The following is a 19,503-nucleotide window of genomic DNA, read 5'->3' as shown; positions in this document are numbered from 1 at the left end:
CATCAACATATCGAATTAAATTAAACGGTCTTTTACAATCTAAAAAACAAATCAATTTAATGAATTTTATCTTTTTTACAAATCATTTAAATCATTTAAACTAATTTTAACAGCGAACACGCGTAATATATTTTGAGATCAGGAGCACAGCCATGCAGATTGATTCGAACACTCAAGCAGCATCAGAATTACTTAAGATTTTTTTAACCTGTCTTGGTGAACTGCCCCTTAATCATTAAAACGACATCATCAATTTCAATTTACTTTACCGAAAGCCACGACAAAGCAATAGCCAAAATCCAAGGAGTAAATCGCAATGAATACTGCAGCAACAGGAAAATGTCCTTTTACACATGGCGGTAATACTGGACAAAGCCAAAGTCCAACCGCATGGTGGCCAAACGCGCTTAATCTTGATGTTTTGCATCAACATGACCAAAAAACAGATCCGATGGATCCCGATTTCGATTATGCCAAAGCTTTTAAAGAACTGAATCTTGAAGAACTCAAACAAGATATTCGAAGCCTAATTTCGACCAGTCAAGACTGGTGGCCAGCCGACTGGGGCAGCTATATCGGTATGTTTGTACGTACCGCTTGGCACCTTGCAGGCTCATACCGTAAACAAGACGGACGTGGCGGTGCCAATACAGGCAACCAGCGTTTTGCGCCATTAAACAGCTGGCCAGATAACGTCAATACCGATAAAGGCCGCCGTTTGCTTTGGCCAATCAAACGTAAATATGGCAATAAAATTTCGTGGGGTGATCTGATCATTCTTGCGGGTACACTGGCCTATGAAGAAGCAGGTCTTAAAACCTTCGGTTTCGCTGGAGGTCGTAAAGAAATCTGGCACCCAGAAAAAGATGTGTACTGGGGCAGCGAGAAAAAATGGTTAGACGCAACCCGTAATCGCTATTCAGATGATCAAGACCGTGAATCGCTTGAAAATCCACTTGCAGCGGTACAGATGGGTTTAATTTATGTCAACCCGGAAGGTGTGGATGGCAATCCAGATCCGTTACGTACTGCACATGACATGCGTGTGACTTTTGACCGCATGGGCATGGACGACGAAGAAACCGTTGCGCTGACCGCTGGTGGTCATACCGTGGGGAAATGTCATGGTAACGGACGTGCCGAAAAACTTGGTGCAGAAGTGGAAGGTGCAGATGTTGAATTCCAAGGTTTAGGCTGGTTTAACCCAGAAGGCTCTGGAAATGCAGGCAACACCATGGCCAGTGGTATCGAAGGCGCATGGACGACGCATCCCACCAAATGGGATAACGAATACTTCTACTTGCTTTTAACCTACGACTGGGAACTTCGTAAAAGCCCAGCAGGTGCATGGCAATGGGAACCGGTTACGATCAAAGAAGAAGACATGCCGATTGATGCGCATGATCCAAGCGTTCGACGTAACCCGATTATGACTGATGCCGATATGGCACTCAAAATTGATCCAGAGTACCGTAAAATTTCAGAACGTTTCTATCAAGATCCGGCGTATTTCTCTGATGTATTTGCTCGTGCATGGTTTAAGCTTACACACCGTGATATGGGACCAAAAAGCCGCTATCTTGGCCCAGATGTACCGCAAGAGGATTTAATCTGGCAAGATCCAATTCCGAGCGTAGATTACACCTTAACTGATGCCGAGATTGAATCGCTTAAACGCCAAATACTCGACAGCGGCTTGACTCGTGTGGAATTGATTACTACGGCTTGGGACAGTGCCCGTACTTATCGTGGTTCAGATTACCGTGGGGGTGCCAACGGTGCGCGTATTCGTCTTGAACCACAAAAAGACTGGGTGGGCAACGAGCCTGAACACTTGCAAAAAGTGTTGGGTGTACTTGAGTCGATTCAGGCTTCATTTGAAAAACCTGTGAGTATTGCCGATCTGATTGTTCTCGGTGGAACAGCCGCTGTGGAGCAAGCTGCTCGCGCCGCAGGTGTGAATATTACGGTGCCATTTGCACCGGGACGCGGTGATGCAACACAGGAACAAACCGATGTGTATTCTTTTGAATCGCTTGAGCCTGTGCATGATGGTTTTAGAAACTGGCAAAAACAGCACTTCGAGACGACTCCTGAAGAACTATTGGTAGATCGCGCACAACTCCTCGGTCTAACCGCACACGAAATGACGGTGCTGGTGGGTGGATTACGTGTCTTGGGTGCAAACTACGGCAACAATCCGCAGGGCGTCTTGACAGATCGCGTGGGTGTATTGAGTAACGATTTCTTCGTCAACTTAACCGATATGGCCTACACATGGAAACCAACGGGTCGCAACTCTTACGATATTGTAGATCGTACAACAGGAGCAACCAAATGGACTGCGAGCCGTGTAGATTTAGTGTTTGGTTCAAACTCGATCTTACGCTCATATGCAGAGGTTTATGCGCAAGATGATAACCGCGATAAATTTGTCCATGATTTCGTCAAAGCTTGGGTGAAAGTCATGAACGCCGATCGTTACGATCTGGTATAAGCCTCCAAAAGAAAAAGAGCCGATATCGGCTCTTTTTTTATAATTCGGGTTTTACACAGTGAGTTTATGCCCTTCACGCAAACAGTAAAACGGATTCACCAATTTAGATGACGTCTTGAGCAAATGCGTGAGTTCCCGCTCTGGCTCATCTCGGCCTTCATCGGTTAGCTGAAAGGTTCGATGATGAATTGCAACCGAACGCTGTGCGTGTAAATCCAAATGCGCATGCAATGCATCTTGCGGGTTCATGTGTACATATTGCATGAGCTCACGGGGCTCGTACGCACCTATCGGCAAGAGTGCAATTCGGGGTGCGCCAAAACGCTCATAGATTTCTTTAAAATGCGGTGAGTAGCCTGTATCCCCTGCAAAAAAAGCATGATCATCTGCACCGAGAATTGAAAATCCTCCCCACAAGGCTTTGCCTTGATCGCGTAGGCCACGGCCCGATCCATGCTGTGCAGGCGTATAGGCAATGGTAAGCTCATGAAAAGGAATCATCTGCCACCAATCCATCTCAATCACATGATACTGCTTGGGCAAGTAATACTGATTGCCCAGTCCAGTATAAATCGGCATGGCAAACTTTTTATGTAACCATTCTAAGGTGGCCAAATCCATATGATCGTAATGATTATGACTGAGCAAAACAGCATGAATCGTGGGTAAATGCTCAAGGGCGATACCAGCAGGACACACGCGTCGTGGACCTCGCCCTTGTTGCGGACTGGCGTATTCACACCACACAGGGTCGGTGATGAAATTATATGGCCCGATTTGCAACAATACAGTCGCGTGCCCAACAAACCAGATCTGCCAGTCATCCAGTTCGGCATGTGGTCGATTTTGTGGCATCGCCGCCGGCATATTGAGCCGTGCATCAAATTCACGCTGAATGTCGACATCCCATGTATACGATTCACGCGTCATTAACCAGCGCAGTAATTCGGTTGAACCACGTGCTGAGGAATGCTTCACTTGATTATAAAAACGTGAATGTCCGGCCTGTACAGAATCTAAATAATGAAAAGAAGGCTTACTCCATGTATGCGTTAAACAAGATTTAGTCGGCAATTGATAGGTTAATGTCGGCTTCTCTTTCATAGGGTAATTTTAGTCATCATCTTGTGGTCAAATAAACGTATGCATCAGACATGTTCTTCATTTAACGTAAGCCACGACTCGTCTCCATTTTTTGTAAAACTGTTCATGCTGTTTTGGTTGCTTACAGCGTGTATGACAACCTTTCTTAGAGTGCCAGATTTTCTCAAGAAGTTTGTTGCGTTTATGCGTCAATCGTCGTTGCTTTTCAAGGTTTTATGGCTGTGCGATTCAAGAGCAATCTCGACCAGACTCTATGCAATAGGGCGGCTTAAGCAAAACTCAAAAAACTACCACCGATAAGCAGAGTAAACTGCTTGGAGGTCTCGAGCAACAGATAATGTATCATTCCACTATTCTTGCGTCCTAGCTTTAAATACCCTACCGTTTTCAACAAAACATTTGAAACAAAGCAAGAAATAAACCAGTTTTACACTGCAATATAATTAAGCACGATATTGGTGCAATATATTCATTTTTGTGGTGAGATTGATTCATTTTTTTTATACAATTGATTCATATATTTTATAAATAAATCAAAATACTATTTTTATATTGAATTAATAATGAGCTTAAAAATACTATTTATTTTATAAATGGCTAAAGCATTTTTTACACGTGTCCTATTCATTTAATATCCTTTAGACTTATGTTTATAAGACTTTTTTTGGATTAGTTTTTTGTGGAATTGCGACATCTTCGATATTTTGTCACTGTGGCTGAAGAATTAAATTTTAGTAAAGCTGCATTGAAACTCTATACCGCTCAACCCTCTTTAAGTCAGCAAATCAAAGATTTGGAAGTTGATGTAGGGGTTCAACTGCTGTATCGAACCAAACGTAAAGTCGAACTCACCGAAGAAGGTGCTGTTTTTCTGGAACAGGCACGCCTGACTTTGGCTCAAGCTGAAAAAGCCGTCATGATGGCCCGTCAAGTCTCGTATGCCAAACAGCAAGCGCTGAGAGTCGGCTTTGTTCCTGTTGCTGAAGTCAAAATCTTTCCGCATATTTTGCCTAACTTTCGCTTTCATCATCCTGATATTCGTATTGATCTGTCGAGTTTAGGCAATGATGAACAAATTAAAGCGCTTAAAAAGGGCGAGTTGGATGTCTGTTTTATTCGTGATCGTCTGCAAAATGATAATGACTTTACGACCGAGCATGTGCTACGAGAGTCATTGATTTTTATTTTGCCAGCCCATCATCCATTGGCCAAACTCGAGCGTATTCCCCTGTCTGCACTTCATCAACTCGACTTGGTGATTGCCGAGTCGAGTCAATCCAAAGTCTTACATGAGCTAATTTTGAAGTTTGCAAAACAGCATGGCATTCAATTTAATCTGGTTGAACATGCAGACAGTTTGCTGGCCAACATCAATGGTGTTGCGCAAGGTCGCGGGTGTAGTTTAGTCCCCGATTACGTGGCCAGTTTGTTACCTGAAACATGTGTGACGCGTCCACTGGAAATCGATCTTCCTCATTTAGATTTATACCTATGTTATAACAGCTCAAGCAAGTCGACATTGGTTCAATCGTTTCGTGATATGCTCGCCAAATGGGAACGTACTGTGCCTGATGAATGTATCACTGAGCATTAAAATCAACCATTTGAGCCAGCATACATAATACCTGTCGGCTCAATTCAATCGTTTCTCTATAAAAATAAAAGCCTTGGAAAAGGAAACGAAAACATATGAACAGATTCTTTTTTCGTCTTGGGCACAGTATTTCATCCCGTCCACATTTTTTTATCTCTTTGGGCATCGGTGTAGTGATTGGTACGCTATTGTCATGGCAAACTGATTCACACTGGTCCACTGTCGTGCTGATTAGCTGGAATATTGCTGTAACGATTTATCTGGCGCATGTGATGGGTCTGATTGGTCAAATGGATACTAAAACCATGCAACAGCAGGCTAAGCGTCAGGATGAAAGTAAATGGGTCATCATGCTCTTGGTGCTGCTGGCACTGTTGATGTGTATGATTGCAATCGTCGTACAACTCTCGATGATGTCCAAAAACAGTCCATACGAAATTGAGCATGTTATTTTGGCGCTGTTTACGATTATTTCGGCATGGCTGCTGATGCATACCGTGTTTGCGCTGCACTATGCCCACGATTTTTATATTGCACGCAGCAAAGGCAGTGCGGGAGGATTGGAATTTCCACAGACTCCCCACCCCACCTATGCCGATTTTTTATATTTTAGCTATATTATTGGCACATCCGCACAAACTGCCGATGTATCAATTACCTCGCGCAACATGCGTCTGCTCAATATCTTTCATGCATTTTTGGCATTTATTTTTAATACCAGCATCTTGGCAATTTGTATTAATGTGGCCGCAAGTTTTTTGTCGAATTAAATCGAAAAAGGAAAGTTATGATACTTTCCTTAATCGTGTAGATTAGTTTTAACTGGCAAAAATTGCATTGCTACGCTGTAAGCTTTCACTTTGCCGGATCGTCATGAGATATTGTTCAATCGCAGGATCAGCTCTTAATTGTCCCATCTTTTGCTGCCACAGCAGCATCGCTCCAACACATATATCCGCGACGGTAAACTGTTTTCCACATAAATAAGGATTTGCTTCAGTTAATCCCTGAATAAGTGCCTGATAGGCATCTGTCTCATCACCGTAACTCATAAACATTTTTTGCTCAGGCTGAACTTGAATGTTTCGCATTTGATCTGTTGCCAAGGCTTCCCATGGCCCCGAAATAAAAAATAGCCAACGATAATAAAGACCGCGTTTAGGATCACCAAGAGCAGGCGCCAGATTCTTTTCAGGAAACTTATCTGCCAGATAAGCACAAATAGCAGCTAGCTCATAGATTACGACATGCTCATCAATCAGTACTGGCACCTTACCGAAAGGATTAAGTTTAAGATATTCAGGGGATTTCATACTGGTGTGATATTCCACCTCAACCCGCTCACACTCAATTCCAAGTTCGATCAGTAACCACTCGACCACCACACCACGTGATTCTTTATTGGTATAAAGCTGAAGACCCATTTCATTCACTCCTTTTTGATATTGTGGGTCCAGTGTAGAGCAGCGGATTGTCAGTTTTTGTCAGGAGTGACACATACTTCTTCAACCCACCATTGATGAAATAATTTCTGCTTAAACTGAGGATAGTGATCTTGACTCAACTGAAGCTGCCGAATTCGATCAATTCTAAAGTTTCGAAATGCTTGTCGTAACTCACACCAAGCCGCCAGCATAATTTTGTCGTTAAAATATCCCATCGCAAAAGGCCAGACTGTTCGCATACTTTCATTTTTGCGCTCGTCGGCATAGGCAAAGGTCACCTTCACCTGTAGACGAATTGCCATTCGAATCTGCTCAAGTATTTTTGTACCGACAGGTAGCCAAACATTAAAGGCTCTGAGTGTGGTCTGTTCTAAAAAATGCTGGCGATAAACAGGTAAGACTGAATTCAGTTTGCTAAGCACTGAAGATGATGCACTTTGCAACGCGTCGTCAGGGATGCTTTTAAGCCAGTGTAACGACAAAAAAACGGCTTCTATTTCAGTTTCATCCAATGTAATCGGAGGGAGAAAGAAATCTTCCTTCAACTGAAATCCGATGCCTGCACATGCATCAATTCGTACACCCTGCTGTCTTAATGTTTCGATATCTCGATAGACACTACGCTGACTAATGCCAAGTTGTGTTGCCAACGCATGCGAGGTCACTGGATATTTGGCTTCTCTTAAGTGCTGTAGCAAATTTAATAATCGAATTGAACGGCTCATCTGAACCTCTAGATTTTTATTAGAGAGAAACCTCAACAGGTTTCTCAGTTATTTTTATTTTAAAGGATGATCTAAGCAGGCATCTTCTGTTGCAGTATTTGCTTTAAAAAGTGATGCAATTCCGGCACGCTCTTCACAATGGTCAAAGGCGCATAACGCGCTAAAACCTGAGGATCATGCACACCGTAACTCACACCAATACGTGGCATATCAATGTTCATGGCCATCTCAAGATCATAGCTGCTATCGCCAACCATAATGGCATTTTTTGCCTCGACTTCTGTGACCTGCAAAATCTCTTCCAGCATGCGTGGATGAGGTTTAGACATGGTTTCACTTGCCGCACGAGTGATATCAAAAATATGATGACTTTGCGTTTTGGTCAGCACGCGATCTAAGCCACGGCGATTTTTACCTGTTGCCACCGCAAGCTTCATCCCCATGGCTTTTAAGTCATGCAGCAACTCGGCAACGCCATCAAACCATGCATCATGCGTGGAATGTTGCACATAATGTTCGCCATAAGCCATCACAATTTGCTCATGCAAATGTGGAACCTGCGGAAAAAGCGTCTGCATCACTTCAGGTAAGCCTAAACCAATCACTCCTTGTGCCGCCTCATGCGTAAGGGGTTGCTCAAAGCGTTGCGCTGCAAATTGTAAACTTGCAACAATTTGGCCAACTGAATTAAATAAAGTGCCGTCCCAGTCAAAAATAATCAGTTCTGGACGATTCATTTACGTGCTCTCAACTGTGCCACAACGCTTTGAATATCCTCTGGCAGTGCCGCTTCAATCACAGGATAGCCCGGAATTTCAAGACGCATTGCATGCAGGCACAGACGGCGTGCTTCAGGCCCTGTATAAGGTGTTTGATGGCCGTATTTATCGTCACCCACTAAAGGATGACCGATACTCAAGCCATGTACGCGAATTTGATGGGTGCGCCCTGAAAGTGGTGATGCATACACCAGTGTTGCATCTTTAAAACGCTCAGCGACCACCCAGTTGGTTTTACTTGGCTTACCTTCTTTCGACACTCGCACACGGCGTTCACCATTGGCCAGTTCATAACGCAACAGCGGCGCATCAATCAACTGTCGATCAAGACTGACATTCCCTTTCACGAGTGCTGCGTAGGTTTTTGCAATTTTGTGTTCGCGTAATAAATCCTGCAACAGCTTAAGCGTGCTGCGCTTTTTACTGATCATGACCAAACCCGAAGTGTCACGGTCAATTCGGTGAATCAATTCTAGATATTTTTTTCCAGTAGCCGCTCGCATGGCCTCAATCAGACCGTATGCCACACCGCTTCCGCCATGTACGGCGATCCCCGATGGCTTATTCACCACCAATAAACCATCATCTTCATACACCACGCGGCTGAGCAGGCTTTTGGCAACCTGATCGCTGACTGGCGCATCGCTTTCATCTTTTTGTTCGTAGCGAATCGGGGCAACTCGAATCTGATCGCCAATACTCAGTTTACTTTCCGCTTTAATTCGTTTTTTATTGACTCGCACCTGCCCTTCACGAATCAGACGATAGATACGACTTTTGGGTACACCTTTTAAACGGGAAAATAAAAAGTTATCGATGCGCTGACCGGCCTGATGTTCGTCTACCTCAAACCAGGTGACGCTTTGCCATTGTTGCGTAGAATTCATACAGTAATTAAAACCCGAAAAAGATGAAATTTGAATAAAAAATGACCGTTTAGCTACTTGATTTCACAAGAAACTTTCAATTAGCCCATAGGCAGATCGTGCAAGGTTTGATATAGTCAGCGCACGGATACCACCGTAAGTGAACAAAAAACGAAATAATTTCAACTCTGTTTGAAATGAATATTCGCTCAAGGCTTCACCAAAAGCTCGGACAGGTCCCAAAAGAATATGCCCACGCCGAAGGCTTATTATATCGGCAAAAAACAAACTGTCGCGTTTAATTGTGCATTTGCACAACAGTTTGTTTAAAGAAATATGTCGCCAACCCACACGTTGGTTATTAAACGTAAACTGATGCACATCAGATACATTGCGCCATGAGGGTTTTTTCAGGCTAAAGTGTTGATGTATTGGAACTGCCAAATAGCACTGATACGATGAACATTCCGTATCAAGACTTCATAAGAAGGATCTTCAAGCTCAGTGACAGTGAAAGTTATCATCCAATACACCGCTTACCCGCCAGTGAAGAAATTCAAGCACGTTGATTGCACCACAATCAATGCAGTATCGCCAACATCAAAACCGTTATTGAGCCGAAGCATTATGCACTAATCGGACGTCACGATCTGGACCACACTTGCTGAGTTCCAGTCCTGATACAAAGGATTGATGTTTGTGCAGCTGATCATCGCAGTGATCTGAGTGAGTCACTATTAGGTGTCACACCCATGAAACGTATGTTGATTAATGCAACTCACGCTGAAGAAGTCCGCGTTGCACTTATCACTGGTAATCGTCTTTACGATTTTGACTTAGAAAATCGTACCCGCGAACAAAAAAAATCAAACATCTATAAAGGTCATGTTACTCGCGTTGAGCCGTCTCTAGAGGCTGTTTTTGTCGAGTATGGCGCTCAGCGTCAGGGCTTTTTGTCGATGCGCGAAATTGCAAATTCGTATTTACACGCCGACCCGCGCCAAACTTCAAATATCCGTGAACTGATCACCGAAGGTACTGAACTTTTAGTTCAAGTCGAAAAAGAAGAGCGTGGTAATAAAGGCGCTGCACTCTCTACCTTTATTTCACTTGCTGGGCGTTATTTGGTGCTCATGCCAAACAATCCAAAAGGTGGCGGTATCAGCCGTCAAATTTCGGGTTCAGTGCGCGAAGAACTCAAAGAAATGCTGGCATCACTGAATATGCCACGTGGCATGAGTGTGATTGTCCGTACAGCAGGGATTGGCCGTTCACAGGAAGAATTGCAACTGGATCTCCAACATCTTCTAGATTTGTGGAGCCAAATTCAAAGCACTTCAAGTTCTGGCCCATCACCAATGCTAGTTCACCAAGAAGCAGGTGTAGTCACACGTGCCATTCGTGATTACTTGCGTGATGATGTAGCTGAAATTTTGATTGATAGCGAGCAAGCCTATAACGAAGCCTACAACTTTGTAAAAGCAGTGATGCCGCGTCAGCTCGACAAACTCAAAACCTATACGCTCAATGAACCATTGTTTGCGCACTTTGCAATTGAAAGCCAGATTCAAACAGCTTACGAGCGTGAGGTGAAATTGCCTTCTGGTGGTTCGATCGTAATTGATCAAACCGAAGCGCTTGTATCAATCGATATCAACTCGGCCAAATCTACACGTGGTCATGATGTTGAAGAAACTGCGCTGAATACCAACCTAGAAGCTGCTGAAGAAATTGCGCGTCAATTGCGTTTACGCGACATTGGCGGTTTGGTCGTGATCGACTTTATTGACATGACCAAAGACCGTAACCAGCGTATGGTTGAAGCTAAATTACGTGAAGCTACGCAAAGTGATCGTGCGCGTATCCAGTTTGGTCAGCTCTCACGCTTTGGTTTGATGGAAATGAGCCGTCAGCGCTTACGTCCGTCGCTTGAAGAGGCAACCGGTTATGTCTGCCCGCGTTGTCATGGCACCGGTATGGTACGTGATCTGCGTTCACTGTCACTTTCAATTATGCGTAAAGTCGAAGAGATTGCTTTGCGTGAACGTCATGGTGAAGTGCAGGTTGAAGTTCCAGTTGAAATCGCAGCATTTTTGCTAAACGAAAAACGTCATAGCTTGGTTTATCTTGAGCAGACGTCAGGTGTACGCGTGACGGTTCTACCTCACCCGCATCTTGAAACACCACATTATGAAATCCAGTACAACCCTGAAGGTTTTGCACCATCAAGCTACGAACGCACAGAAGCAACACGTTCTAGCGAAAAAGAGCTGGGTTATGAATCTTCAGGTTGGCATTTAGAAGAAGCTGAACACACTCATGCTGCTGCACCAGCGGTAGAGGCAGCAAAAACCAAGCAATCGCCGAAACAAGCCGCTCAAGTGGCTGCTGCACCACAAAAGTCAGCCAGCGCATGTGCTTGGCTTGAAAACTTGTTTGTTCAGAAACAAGCTCAAACCACAGACCAATCTCGTTCGGCACAAAATGCAGCCGCTGCGATTGAACAAATGGTCAACAACGGCGCAGTCAGCCGTGGTCAGTTTGGTCAGGTAAATCCAGCAGCCGTGCCAGCACAGACCGCTGCACCTGCGGCAGCACCAACGGCAAACAACGTCTATATGTCGCAGCCGCAAGCCAAACATGAGCCACGCGAGTCCAACGAAAAAGACGAAAAACCGCAGCAGCAGCGTCAGAACAACAAAAAGCGTAAACACAAAGAGCATCGTGAACACCATGCCCCAGTGCAAGAAGCTTCACAACAAGTGCATGAAGAAACTGTGCAGTTGTCGCGTCAGGAACAACGTGACCTTAAACGCAATCAAAAGCGTCACCAACCTGAACAGCAACAGCATAACGAAACGTCACATGAAGAAACCCAACATGTGCCGCGTCGTGACCGCAATCAGCAACGTCCAAACCGCCCGAATCGTTATCGCGATCAAAGCGTATTAAATGAGGACAATGCACAGCCAAAAGCTGCACCTGCTGTTGCAGATGAGCGTCAGGTTCGTGTAGAACAGGTCGATGCACCGCGTGACGACGTACTCGCAACCGCGCTAGTGATCAATGTCGATACTGCAAAAAGTGAAATTGTGGCCTTAAATGGTCAGCCTCAGCAGCCAAAACGTGATGCGGCAGCACCAGCAAAAGCACATCAGGCGAAAGCTGAGCACAAAGCACCGACTCAACCTGCAAAAGCGGAAGTGGCGCCCAAAGCGGATGTTCCAGCCACTGAAACCACAGATGTGGCTGAACCAGTCGCTGCATCTTCAGAAGTGAAACGTGCCAGCAACGATCCGCGTATGCGTCGTCGTCAACAACGTGGACAGCATCAGGCGAAAGTACAAGCACCGAAGATCACGCCATCTCAAGTGCCAACGCTCGGTCAGTACACCATTAGCAGCCTGATCCGTCATGTGTATGGTGAAGACTGTACGGTTCTAATTGAACAGTTTGGTCTAGTACCCACCTTTAACCGTGCCTTAGTGAAATTCACTGAGCAATATGCCGCTACATTGGTGGTAGGCGAGTCTGAAGGTAAAACTGAAGATAAAAAGCCAGTGACCCGTGATGCAGAGCTTCCAAACAATAAGCCTGTTGAAGAAGCTGAACCTGCAGCGGTTTTACCGCTCACACCACCGAAGGCTGATCTGAGCCGTGTTGCCAACGATCCGCGTGAGCGTCGTCGTTTGGCCAAGCAAGCTGCTGAGCAAGCGCATGTACAAGCCAAGCAAGCGCAAGCTGCTGAACAGGCACAAGCAGATGCACCGCAAACGGCAGAAGTCGTCGCACAATCTGCTACGACAGATGCATCTGTAGCAGATGCTGCTCAAGAAACGCCAGCAACTGTCTCGGCAGAGGCTGTACCAACAACAGAGCAAGCGACAGATGCGGCAGCAGACCCAGCACCTGTGGCCTCAGAGAATCAAGCAGCAGATGCTGTGCAAGCCTCGCTTCCTGAAATCGAGCAAGCAACACCAGTAAAAAAGGAACCGACCAAAGCCAAAGCAAACAAAGCACCGGCTAAGGCGTCTGAAAATACTGCCAATGCAGATCAGGACAAACCGGCCCGCCCTCGTCGTCCACGTGGTCGCCCACCGAAGAAAACCACCTCTAGTACCGAATGATTTGCATAATTGCAGATCATTAAAAGAAACCTAGTCATTTCGGTGACTAGGTTTTTTTTGATACTTTTGTGAGATTAGGTTGATTGCACTAGAACAAAGGCCGTAAAAGAACAGTTCTAGATGAAATTTTTTTCTGCAGATGCGTCACCATAATTGGATTGATCGAAAAATAAATAGGATGTATATGAGCCAGACCACACAGACTGATATTATTACGCTTGGGGCTGTTGCCGCGAAAATTCCACAATTGATTCCAAAGGTGCCACACCTTCTTCAAGGACTCAAACAAGCCTATTTACGCACTTCTGCTTCGCCTGCGGGCCTCGGTATTGCTTTTGAAAAAGCCGTGAAGCGTAATCCGGATGGGGCTGCTTTACTATTTGAAGATGAGCGCTATACCTATCAAGAACTCAATGAATGGGCCAATCAGATTGCGCATTACTATCTGTCATTGGGCGCGCGTAAAGGCGATGTGATCGCGGTCATGCTTGAAAACCGCTCTGAATTATTGGCCACCGTGATTGCACTGGCAAAAATTGGTGTGACAATTGCGTTGGTCAATACCTCACAAACAGGCAAGGTGCTCAGTCATAGTATTAATCTGGTCAAACCGATTGCATTAATTTTTGGTGATGAAGTACATCACTGCATTGATGAAATTCGTGCTGACTTAAATATCAATGAAGACCGTTTTCATTGGTTTGCCGATCAGGCCACACGTCAAGACGTGGGCACCGCACCTCACGGATATATCAATCTGGCTGAGCAAATTGACCATTTCCCAAAATTTAACCCACCTACGACCCATACCGTTCAGGGCAAAGATGGTCTGTTTTATATCTATACCTCAGGTACCACAGGATTACCCAAAGCGGTGATCTTTACCCATAGTCGCTGGACACTGGCCTATGGTACGTATGGCCATGTGCTTGATCTGAATCCCGACGATGTGATGTACGTAACGCTACCGCTCTACCATGCTACGGGCATTGTGGTGTGCTGGTGTGGCGTGATTGCAGGCAGTGCAACTTTGGCTTTACGTCGCAAATATTCGACCAGTGCATTCTGGAAAGATGTACAAAAGTTTAATGCCTCTGCCATTGGTTACGTGGGAGAATTGTGTCGTTATCTCATGGATGCCCCTGCCACCGAGTTAGATCGGAGCCATCGCGTAACCAAAATGATTGGTAATGGTATGCGTCCAAACATCTGGGATAAATTCAAGCAACGCTTTGGCGTCGATGAAATTTTAGAGCTGTACGCATCAAGTGAAGGCAATGTCGGTTTTAGCAATATTTTTAATTTTGATAATACTGTCGGTTTTTCTCCAACGCCGTATGCCGTGATTGCATTTGATAAAGAGAAAAATGAGCCGATTCGCGACAAAGATGGATTTTGCCAGAAAGTAAAAACTGGTGAAGTGGGCTTGTTGGTCGGTAAAATTACCCGTCGCTCTCCTTTCGATGGTTACACCGACCCAGAGAAAAACAAAGCCGTGATTTTAAAAAATGTGCTGAAAAAAGGCGATGCCTATTTCAATACGGGTGATTTGGTACGTGACATTGGCTTTCGTCATGCACAATTTGTTGATCGCTTGGGAGATACCTTCCGCTGGAAAGGTGAAAACGTCTCGACCACTGAAGTTGAAAATATGCTCTGCGAACACGATAAAATTATCGAGGCCGTAGTATATGGTGTCGAAATTCCGCACACCAATGGCCGCGCGGGCATGGCGGCCATCACATTGGCCGACCATGCAGAACTGAATGATCAAGATTTGAGCCACATGGCAAGTACATTTAAAAAATGTCTGCCCGCCTATGCTGTTCCGGTTTTTTTACGTGTACAAGAAACCGTCGAAACAACGGGAACGTTCAAATATCAAAAGAACAAGCTCAAAGAACAGGCCTTTGATCCCAACAAAACCGAGGAAAGATTGCTGGTTTTATTACCTGGCGAATCGGCTTATTGTGATGTGACTAAAGACATTTTTGATAACATTCAGGCATATAAGTACCGTTTTTAGTTCATTTTTTAGCTAAACAAGAGGAAATCGTGCTTTTTATAAACAGTTATGCAATTGTTTTGAATTTTCCTCTTGTGTTAGCTGAATAACTTGCTACAATACGCTCCATCAAACGATACAGGGTCGTTAGCTCAGTTGGTAGAGCAGCGGACTTTTAATCCGTTGGTCCCGCGTTCGAGTCGCGGACGACCCACCACTTATTGTTTGATCTGATGAAAGAAGCCTAAATTACCAACTTCTTTCTTGTAAGATCAAGAAAACATCTGATCTTGCAATGTTTTTAAAGCCTTGCTTTAAAATACTCAGGGTCGTTAGCTCAGTTGGTAGAGCAGCGGACTTTTAATCCGTTGGTCCCGCGTTCGAGTCGCGGACGACCCACCAGATTCTAAAAAAGCCTTAGCATAATGACTAAGGCTTTTTTTATTGATTCATTTTAAAAATCTAGATTTAAAGCCATTCAAAGTAAAAATCTAAATATTCGATCAATTTTATAAAAATTTTCTGTTTTTACGATGATTAAAAATCTTTTAAGCTAATCCTCTCTTCAAGCAATTATATATATTTATTTAGAGGCGCAAGTTATGAGTTTAATCAACACCGAAATCAAACCTTTTCAAGCCACTGCATATTCAAAAGGTCAGTTTGTCGATTTGACCGAAGCAGATTTGAAAGGTCATTGGTCTGTTGTGTTTTTCTATCCTGCCGATTTTACTTTTGTTTGCCCGACAGAACTTGAAGACCTTGCAGAACACTACGATGCATTTAAACAATTGGGCGTTGAGATTTATTCGGTTTCAACCGATACCCACTTTACCCATAAGGCATGGCACGACAGCTCCGATGCAATTGGGAAAATTCAGTATCCAATGATTGGTGATCCAACATGGCGCATTGCCAAAAACTTCGATGTTTTGATTGAGGCTGAAGGCATGGCAGACCGGGGTACGTTTGTGATTGATCCAGACGGTAAAATTCAAATTGTTGAAATTACGGCTGGTGGGATTGGCCGTGACGCGCAAGAGTTACTGCGTAAAGTAAAAGCCGCACATTATGTGTATAACCATCCGGGTGAGGTTTGCCCTGCCAAATGGAAAGAAGGTGACAGCACACTCGCACCATCCATTGATCTGGTCGGAAAAATTTAAGACTGGCATATAAAAAGCCCCTCAGCTCAGTTGAGGGGCTTTTTTTGTTTATTGAAACAGATCAAGTTTATAAAAATGCATCGAGTACCGAATTTAAGTACATATGGCCGTGTTCGGTACAGGCAATACGCTGTACATCGGCTTGCAATAACTTTTTCTGGCGCAGTTGCTCCAGTGTCGGTGCAATTGCGTCAACCTCCAAACCAGTTCGCTCAGCATATAAGGCTGTCGGTACGCCTTGGTTGAGCCGCAAGGCATTCATCATAAACTCAAACGGTAATTCATCTGCTGCAATCTTTTTCCATTGCACATGCTCGGCAGGCACCTTGGCCAGATAGTCTTTGGGTAGACGGGTTTTTTGATAACGATAAACGCCGTCGGGTCGTGTAACTTTGCCGTGTGCCCCTGCCCCAATAGCCAAATAATCACCGAATTGCCAGTAATTGAGATTATGTGCCGATGGCTGCTCTTTACGCCAAGCCGATACTTCGTAATTGATAAAGCCTTGTGAGGTCAAATAGGCTTCGCCGGCCGTCTGGATCTGCTCAAGCACATCATCTTCGGGTAAAACTGGTTGGGTTCTAAAAAAAACCGTATTGGGTTCAATGGTCAGTTGATACCAACTGATATGCGTGGCACCGCGTTCAACCGCACAGTGTAGGTCGTACATGGCTTCTTCAAAAGTTTGTTGTGGCAAACCGTGCATCAGATCGACATTGACACGTTGAAAGCCAGCTTTTTTTGCCAAGCCAATGGCATCTAAGGCATTTTGCGCACTGTGAATCCGCCCCAAGCGCTGCAAATGTGCCGAATCAAAACTTTGTACACCCAGTGAAAGTCGGTTGATACCGGCTGCCAAATAGTCTGCAAAAGGATCATGCTCAAGCGTGCCCGGATTGGCTTCAAGCGTAATTTCACACCCAGATGTGAAGGGAATCAGAGCACTTAACTGCGTAAATAACCAGTGATAGCCCTGCGCCGAAATCAGTGACGGTGTTCCGCCACCAATAAAAATACTATGAATCGCACGCCCCTGCGCAAAATCCAGTTGCGTTGCAAAATCGGCCACCAGTGCGTGCAGATACTGTTGCTCCAAATCCATAGACAATGCGCCATTGGGTACCGCATGCGAATTAAAATCACAATAGGGACATTTACGTACACACCACGGCATATGGATATACAGCGATAGCGGAATATCGGTGGGATTAAGCAAAGCAGTCAAGAATGAAACTCAAACAATAATAAGCCACTTATTTTAACACGAACCCAATCAGGACAGGCTTCAATTCATATCGAATTGCTTTAGACTGAGAGCAGATAAAAATAAGTTCTGGAAAAAGAATGATCAAGCTCTCGTCACAAGTGTTATTATTTTTACCCTTGGCACTCGGTATTGGCATTGCCATGGCCATTCAAACGGCGCTCAATACACAATTACGTGAATCGTTACATTCCCCCTTACAAGCAGCGTTTATTTCTTTTTTGATTGGCACGATTGTCCTTGGTTTATTGGTCAGTTTTGAAGATGCAACAAAACCTAGCCTCGCGCAACTGGGGCAAATTCCTTGGTATCTCTGGTTAGGCGGCTTTTTAGGGGTTTATGCAATTAGTGTGAGCATTTATACTGCGCCTAAATTTGGTTTTTTGACCTTGTCTGGGGTGATCATTTTTGGTCAGCTCGGTATGTCGATGTTACTCGATCATTTCGGTTGGCTAGGCAATGAAAAAGTTCCCGTAAACTGGCAGCGTGTCTTGGGTGCGATCATGATTTTCGCTGGCGTGATCTTTACATTTCAGCGATAACCTTTTTAAGTGGATAACGTGTTGTGACAAATGTTTCAGGGTTTGGTACTGAATTAAAACAGCTTTTGCAGTTGATGTGGCCCATTTTGATCACGCAATTTGCGCAGGCAGGTCTGGGGCTGATTGATACCATCATGGCCGGTCATCTTTCGGCCAATGATTTGGCAGCGATTGCTGTCGGTGTTGGCCTCTGGATGCCGATCATGCTGCTGTTTAGTGCCATCATGATTGCCACAACCCCTTTGGTGGCCGAAGCAAAAGGTGCACGAACACCAGAAAAAATTCCGGGACTGGTACGTCAGTCACTGTGGGTGGCGCTGTGTCTGGGGCTGATTGCCATGCTGATTTTGCAGATCATGCCCTTTTTGCTGCCTGTACTTGGCGTACCTGAAAGCCTGCAACCCAAAGCAGGACTATTTTTACATGCAATTGGCTTTGGTATGCCGGCCGTGACCATGTACGCAGCCTTACGTGGTTATTCGGAGGCCATGGGCCACCCGAGACCTGTGACCGTGATTAGCTTATTGGCCTTGGTGGTACTGGTACCGCTGAACTTTATGTTTATGTATGGTCTTGGGCCTATTCCGCATTTGGGTAGTGCAGGCTGTGGTTTTGCGACCGCCATTTTGCAATGGTTAATGCTGATTACACTGGCCAATTATGTGTACCGAGCCAAGGCTTATCAGTCGACGCAAATCTTTACCCACTGGGAAAAACTTGATCCGCAGATCATCAAGCGTATTTTAAAACTGGGTTTTCCAATTGGTCTGGCGGTGTTTTTTGAAGTCAGTATTTTTAGTACAGGTGCAATTGTGCTGAGCCCACTTGGTGATACGGTTGTGGCTGCACATCAAATTGCGATGTCTGTGACCTCACAGCTCTTTATGATTCCAATGTCGCTGGCGATTGCACTGACCATTCGGGTGGGCATGTATTACGGCGAAAAAAACTGGATTTCAATGCGTCGTGTACAAAAACTGGGGCTCGGCACCGCCACGTTCTTCGCGTTATGCACCATGTGTTTAATCTGGTTTGCCCGTCCTCAAATTGTTGCAATTTATACTCAAGATCCACAGGTATTTGATGTGGCGTTGTCGTTGTTGCTGTTTGCAATGGCTTATCAGCTTATGGACGCATGGCAAATTGGGGCGGCAGGCTGCTTACGTGGTATGCAAGACACCAAAGGCCCGATGTGGATTACGCTGGTGGCCTATTGGGTGATCGCATTTCCGGTAGGGGTATATCTGTCGCGTAGTTTAGAGATGGGGCCGGCCGGTATCTGGCTCGGTTTGATTTTAGGCTTGAGTATTGCCTGTGTGTTGTTGCTGGCACGCTTGTACAGCAACAACCGTAAACTGTCACAGCAGGCTTGATGTTTGAGCTAACTTG

General features: G+C 44.9%; 14 protein-coding genes and 2 tRNA genes. 10 read left to right on the top strand and 6 right to left on the bottom strand.

Going from position 1 to position 19,503, the window contains the following annotated elements:
* Positions 1-316: 316 nt before the first annotated feature.
* Positions 317-2,497: a catalase/peroxidase HPI gene (katG, locus tag L2096_RS04875; RefSeq protein ID WP_250364971.1), complete on the top strand. Its 2,181-nt coding sequence runs from the start codon at positions 317-319 to the stop codon at positions 2,495-2,497.
* 51 nt (positions 2,498-2,548) lie between these two features.
* Here the strand turns inward: katG and L2096_RS04870 are convergent, their stop codons facing one another.
* Complete coding sequence (locus L2096_RS04870; RefSeq protein WP_055414465.1) at positions 2,549-3,601, bottom strand: MBL fold metallo-hydrolase; 1,053 nt, start codon at positions 3,599-3,601, stop codon at positions 2,549-2,551.
* Positions 3,602-4,280: 679 nt separating this feature from the next.
* Between L2096_RS04870 and hcaR the strand changes: the two genes are divergently transcribed.
* Positions 4,281-5,195, top strand: coding sequence for a DNA-binding transcriptional regulator HcaR (hcaR, locus tag L2096_RS04865; RefSeq protein WP_104124562.1), 915 nt, complete (start codon positions 4,281-4,283; stop codon positions 5,193-5,195).
* A gap of 95 nt (positions 5,196-5,290) precedes the next feature.
* Positions 5,291-5,965, top strand: coding sequence for a DUF1345 domain-containing protein (locus L2096_RS04860; RefSeq protein ID WP_004932667.1), 675 nt, complete (start codon positions 5,291-5,293; stop codon positions 5,963-5,965).
* 48 nt (positions 5,966-6,013) lie between these two features.
* Here the strand turns inward: L2096_RS04860 and L2096_RS04855 are convergent, their stop codons facing one another.
* The 4 genes from L2096_RS04855 to L2096_RS04840 form a co-directional block, all read right to left on the bottom strand.
* Positions 6,014-6,619 (bottom strand): glutathione S-transferase family protein, encoded by a 606-nt coding sequence (locus L2096_RS04855; protein WP_250364970.1) that lies wholly within the window; start codon positions 6,617-6,619, stop codon positions 6,014-6,016.
* Between the two features lie 50 nt (positions 6,620-6,669).
* Entirely contained in the window at positions 6,670-7,365 is a 696-nt protein-coding gene (locus tag L2096_RS04850; protein WP_250364969.1) for a helix-turn-helix transcriptional regulator, read from the bottom strand.
* 71 nt (positions 7,366-7,436) lie between these two features.
* Entirely contained in the window at positions 7,437-8,102 is a 666-nt protein-coding gene (locus L2096_RS04845; protein WP_025095340.1) for an HAD-IA family hydrolase, read from the bottom strand.
* Positions 8,099-9,031: an RluA family pseudouridine synthase gene (locus tag L2096_RS04840; RefSeq protein WP_088458957.1), complete on the bottom strand. Its 933-nt coding sequence runs from the start codon at positions 9,029-9,031 to the stop codon at positions 8,099-8,101. Before L2096_RS04840 ends, L2096_RS04845 begins: the two co-directional genes overlap by 4 nt.
* Positions 9,032-9,762: 731 nt before the next feature.
* Between L2096_RS04840 and L2096_RS04835 the strand changes: the two genes are divergently transcribed.
* From L2096_RS04835 to ahpC, 5 genes are all read left to right on the top strand, one after another.
* Complete coding sequence (locus tag L2096_RS04835) at positions 9,763-13,137, top strand: Rne/Rng family ribonuclease (protein ID WP_250364968.1); 3,375 nt, start codon at positions 9,763-9,765, stop codon at positions 13,135-13,137.
* 184 nt (positions 13,138-13,321) lie between these two features.
* On the top strand, positions 13,322-15,163 hold the full coding sequence (locus tag L2096_RS04830) for a long-chain-acyl-CoA synthetase (protein WP_250364967.1): 1,842 nt from the start codon (positions 13,322-13,324) through the stop codon (positions 15,161-15,163).
* A gap of 120 nt (positions 15,164-15,283) precedes the next feature.
* Positions 15,284-15,359: transfer RNA gene (locus L2096_RS04825), tRNA-Lys, on the top strand.
* 109 nt (positions 15,360-15,468) lie between these two features.
* Positions 15,469-15,544 (top strand) — tRNA-Lys (locus tag L2096_RS04820).
* Between the two features lie 200 nt (positions 15,545-15,744).
* Positions 15,745-16,308: an alkyl hydroperoxide reductase subunit C gene (gene ahpC / locus L2096_RS04815; RefSeq protein WP_004932648.1), complete on the top strand. Its 564-nt coding sequence runs from the start codon at positions 15,745-15,747 to the stop codon at positions 16,306-16,308.
* Between the two features lie 67 nt (positions 16,309-16,375).
* Here ahpC and hemW read toward each other — a convergent pair whose 3' ends face one another.
* Complete coding sequence (gene hemW / locus L2096_RS04810) at positions 16,376-17,533, bottom strand: radical SAM family heme chaperone HemW (protein ID WP_284444901.1); 1,158 nt, start codon at positions 17,531-17,533, stop codon at positions 16,376-16,378.
* A 119-nt stretch (positions 17,534-17,652) separates the two neighbouring features.
* Here hemW and L2096_RS04805 point away from each other — a divergent pair, with 119 nt between their 5' ends.
* Together L2096_RS04805 and L2096_RS04800 are read left to right on the top strand one after the other, a co-directional pair.
* Complete coding sequence (locus tag L2096_RS04805; protein ID WP_004943872.1) at positions 17,653-18,114, top strand: DMT family transporter; 462 nt, start codon at positions 17,653-17,655, stop codon at positions 18,112-18,114.
* A 23-nt stretch (positions 18,115-18,137) separates the two neighbouring features.
* The gene (locus tag L2096_RS04800; RefSeq protein WP_250364966.1) at positions 18,138-19,487 is read left to right on the top strand and encodes an MATE family efflux transporter; all 1,350 of its coding nucleotides are present in this window, start codon (positions 18,138-18,140) and stop codon (positions 19,485-19,487) included.
* The last annotated feature ends 16 nt before the right edge of the window (positions 19,488-19,503 follow it).

This window comes from Acinetobacter sp. ACZLY 512, assembly GCF_023614015.1.
Taxonomy (GTDB): Bacteria; Pseudomonadota; Gammaproteobacteria; order Pseudomonadales; family Moraxellaceae; genus Acinetobacter; species Acinetobacter soli.
This window is presented reverse-complemented; position numbering and strand designations above follow the sequence as displayed.

What these genes read in the sequence shown, in the direction of transcription:
- katG (WP_250364971.1), top strand. Translation starts at nt 317, where the DNA reads ATGAATACTGCAGCAACAGGAAAATGTCCTTTTACACATGGCGGTAAT.
- L2096_RS04870 (WP_055414465.1), bottom strand. Translation starts at nt 3,601, where the DNA reads ATGAAAGAGAAGCCGACATTAACCTATCAATTGCCGACTAAATCTTGT.
- L2096_RS04860 (WP_004932667.1), top strand. Translation starts at nt 5,291, where the DNA reads ATGAACAGATTCTTTTTTCGTCTTGGGCACAGTATTTCATCCCGTCCA.
- L2096_RS04855 (WP_250364970.1), bottom strand. Translation starts at nt 6,619, where the DNA reads ATGGGTCTTCAGCTTTATACCAATAAAGAATCACGTGGTGTGGTGGTC.
- L2096_RS04850 (WP_250364969.1), bottom strand. Translation starts at nt 7,365, where the DNA reads ATGAGCCGTTCAATTCGATTATTAAATTTGCTACAGCACTTAAGAGAA.
- L2096_RS04845 (WP_025095340.1), bottom strand. Translation starts at nt 8,102, where the DNA reads ATGAATCGTCCAGAACTGATTATTTTTGACTGGGACGGCACTTTATTT.
- L2096_RS04840 (WP_088458957.1), bottom strand. Translation starts at nt 9,031, where the DNA reads ATGAATTCTACGCAACAATGGCAAAGCGTCACCTGGTTTGAGGTAGAC.
- L2096_RS04835 (WP_250364968.1), top strand. Translation starts at nt 9,763, where the DNA reads ATGAAACGTATGTTGATTAATGCAACTCACGCTGAAGAAGTCCGCGTT.
- L2096_RS04830 (WP_250364967.1), top strand. Translation starts at nt 13,322, where the DNA reads ATGAGCCAGACCACACAGACTGATATTATTACGCTTGGGGCTGTTGCC.
- ahpC (WP_004932648.1), top strand. Translation starts at nt 15,745, where the DNA reads ATGAGTTTAATCAACACCGAAATCAAACCTTTTCAAGCCACTGCATAT.
- L2096_RS04805 (WP_004943872.1), top strand. Translation starts at nt 17,653, where the DNA reads ATGATCAAGCTCTCGTCACAAGTGTTATTATTTTTACCCTTGGCACTC.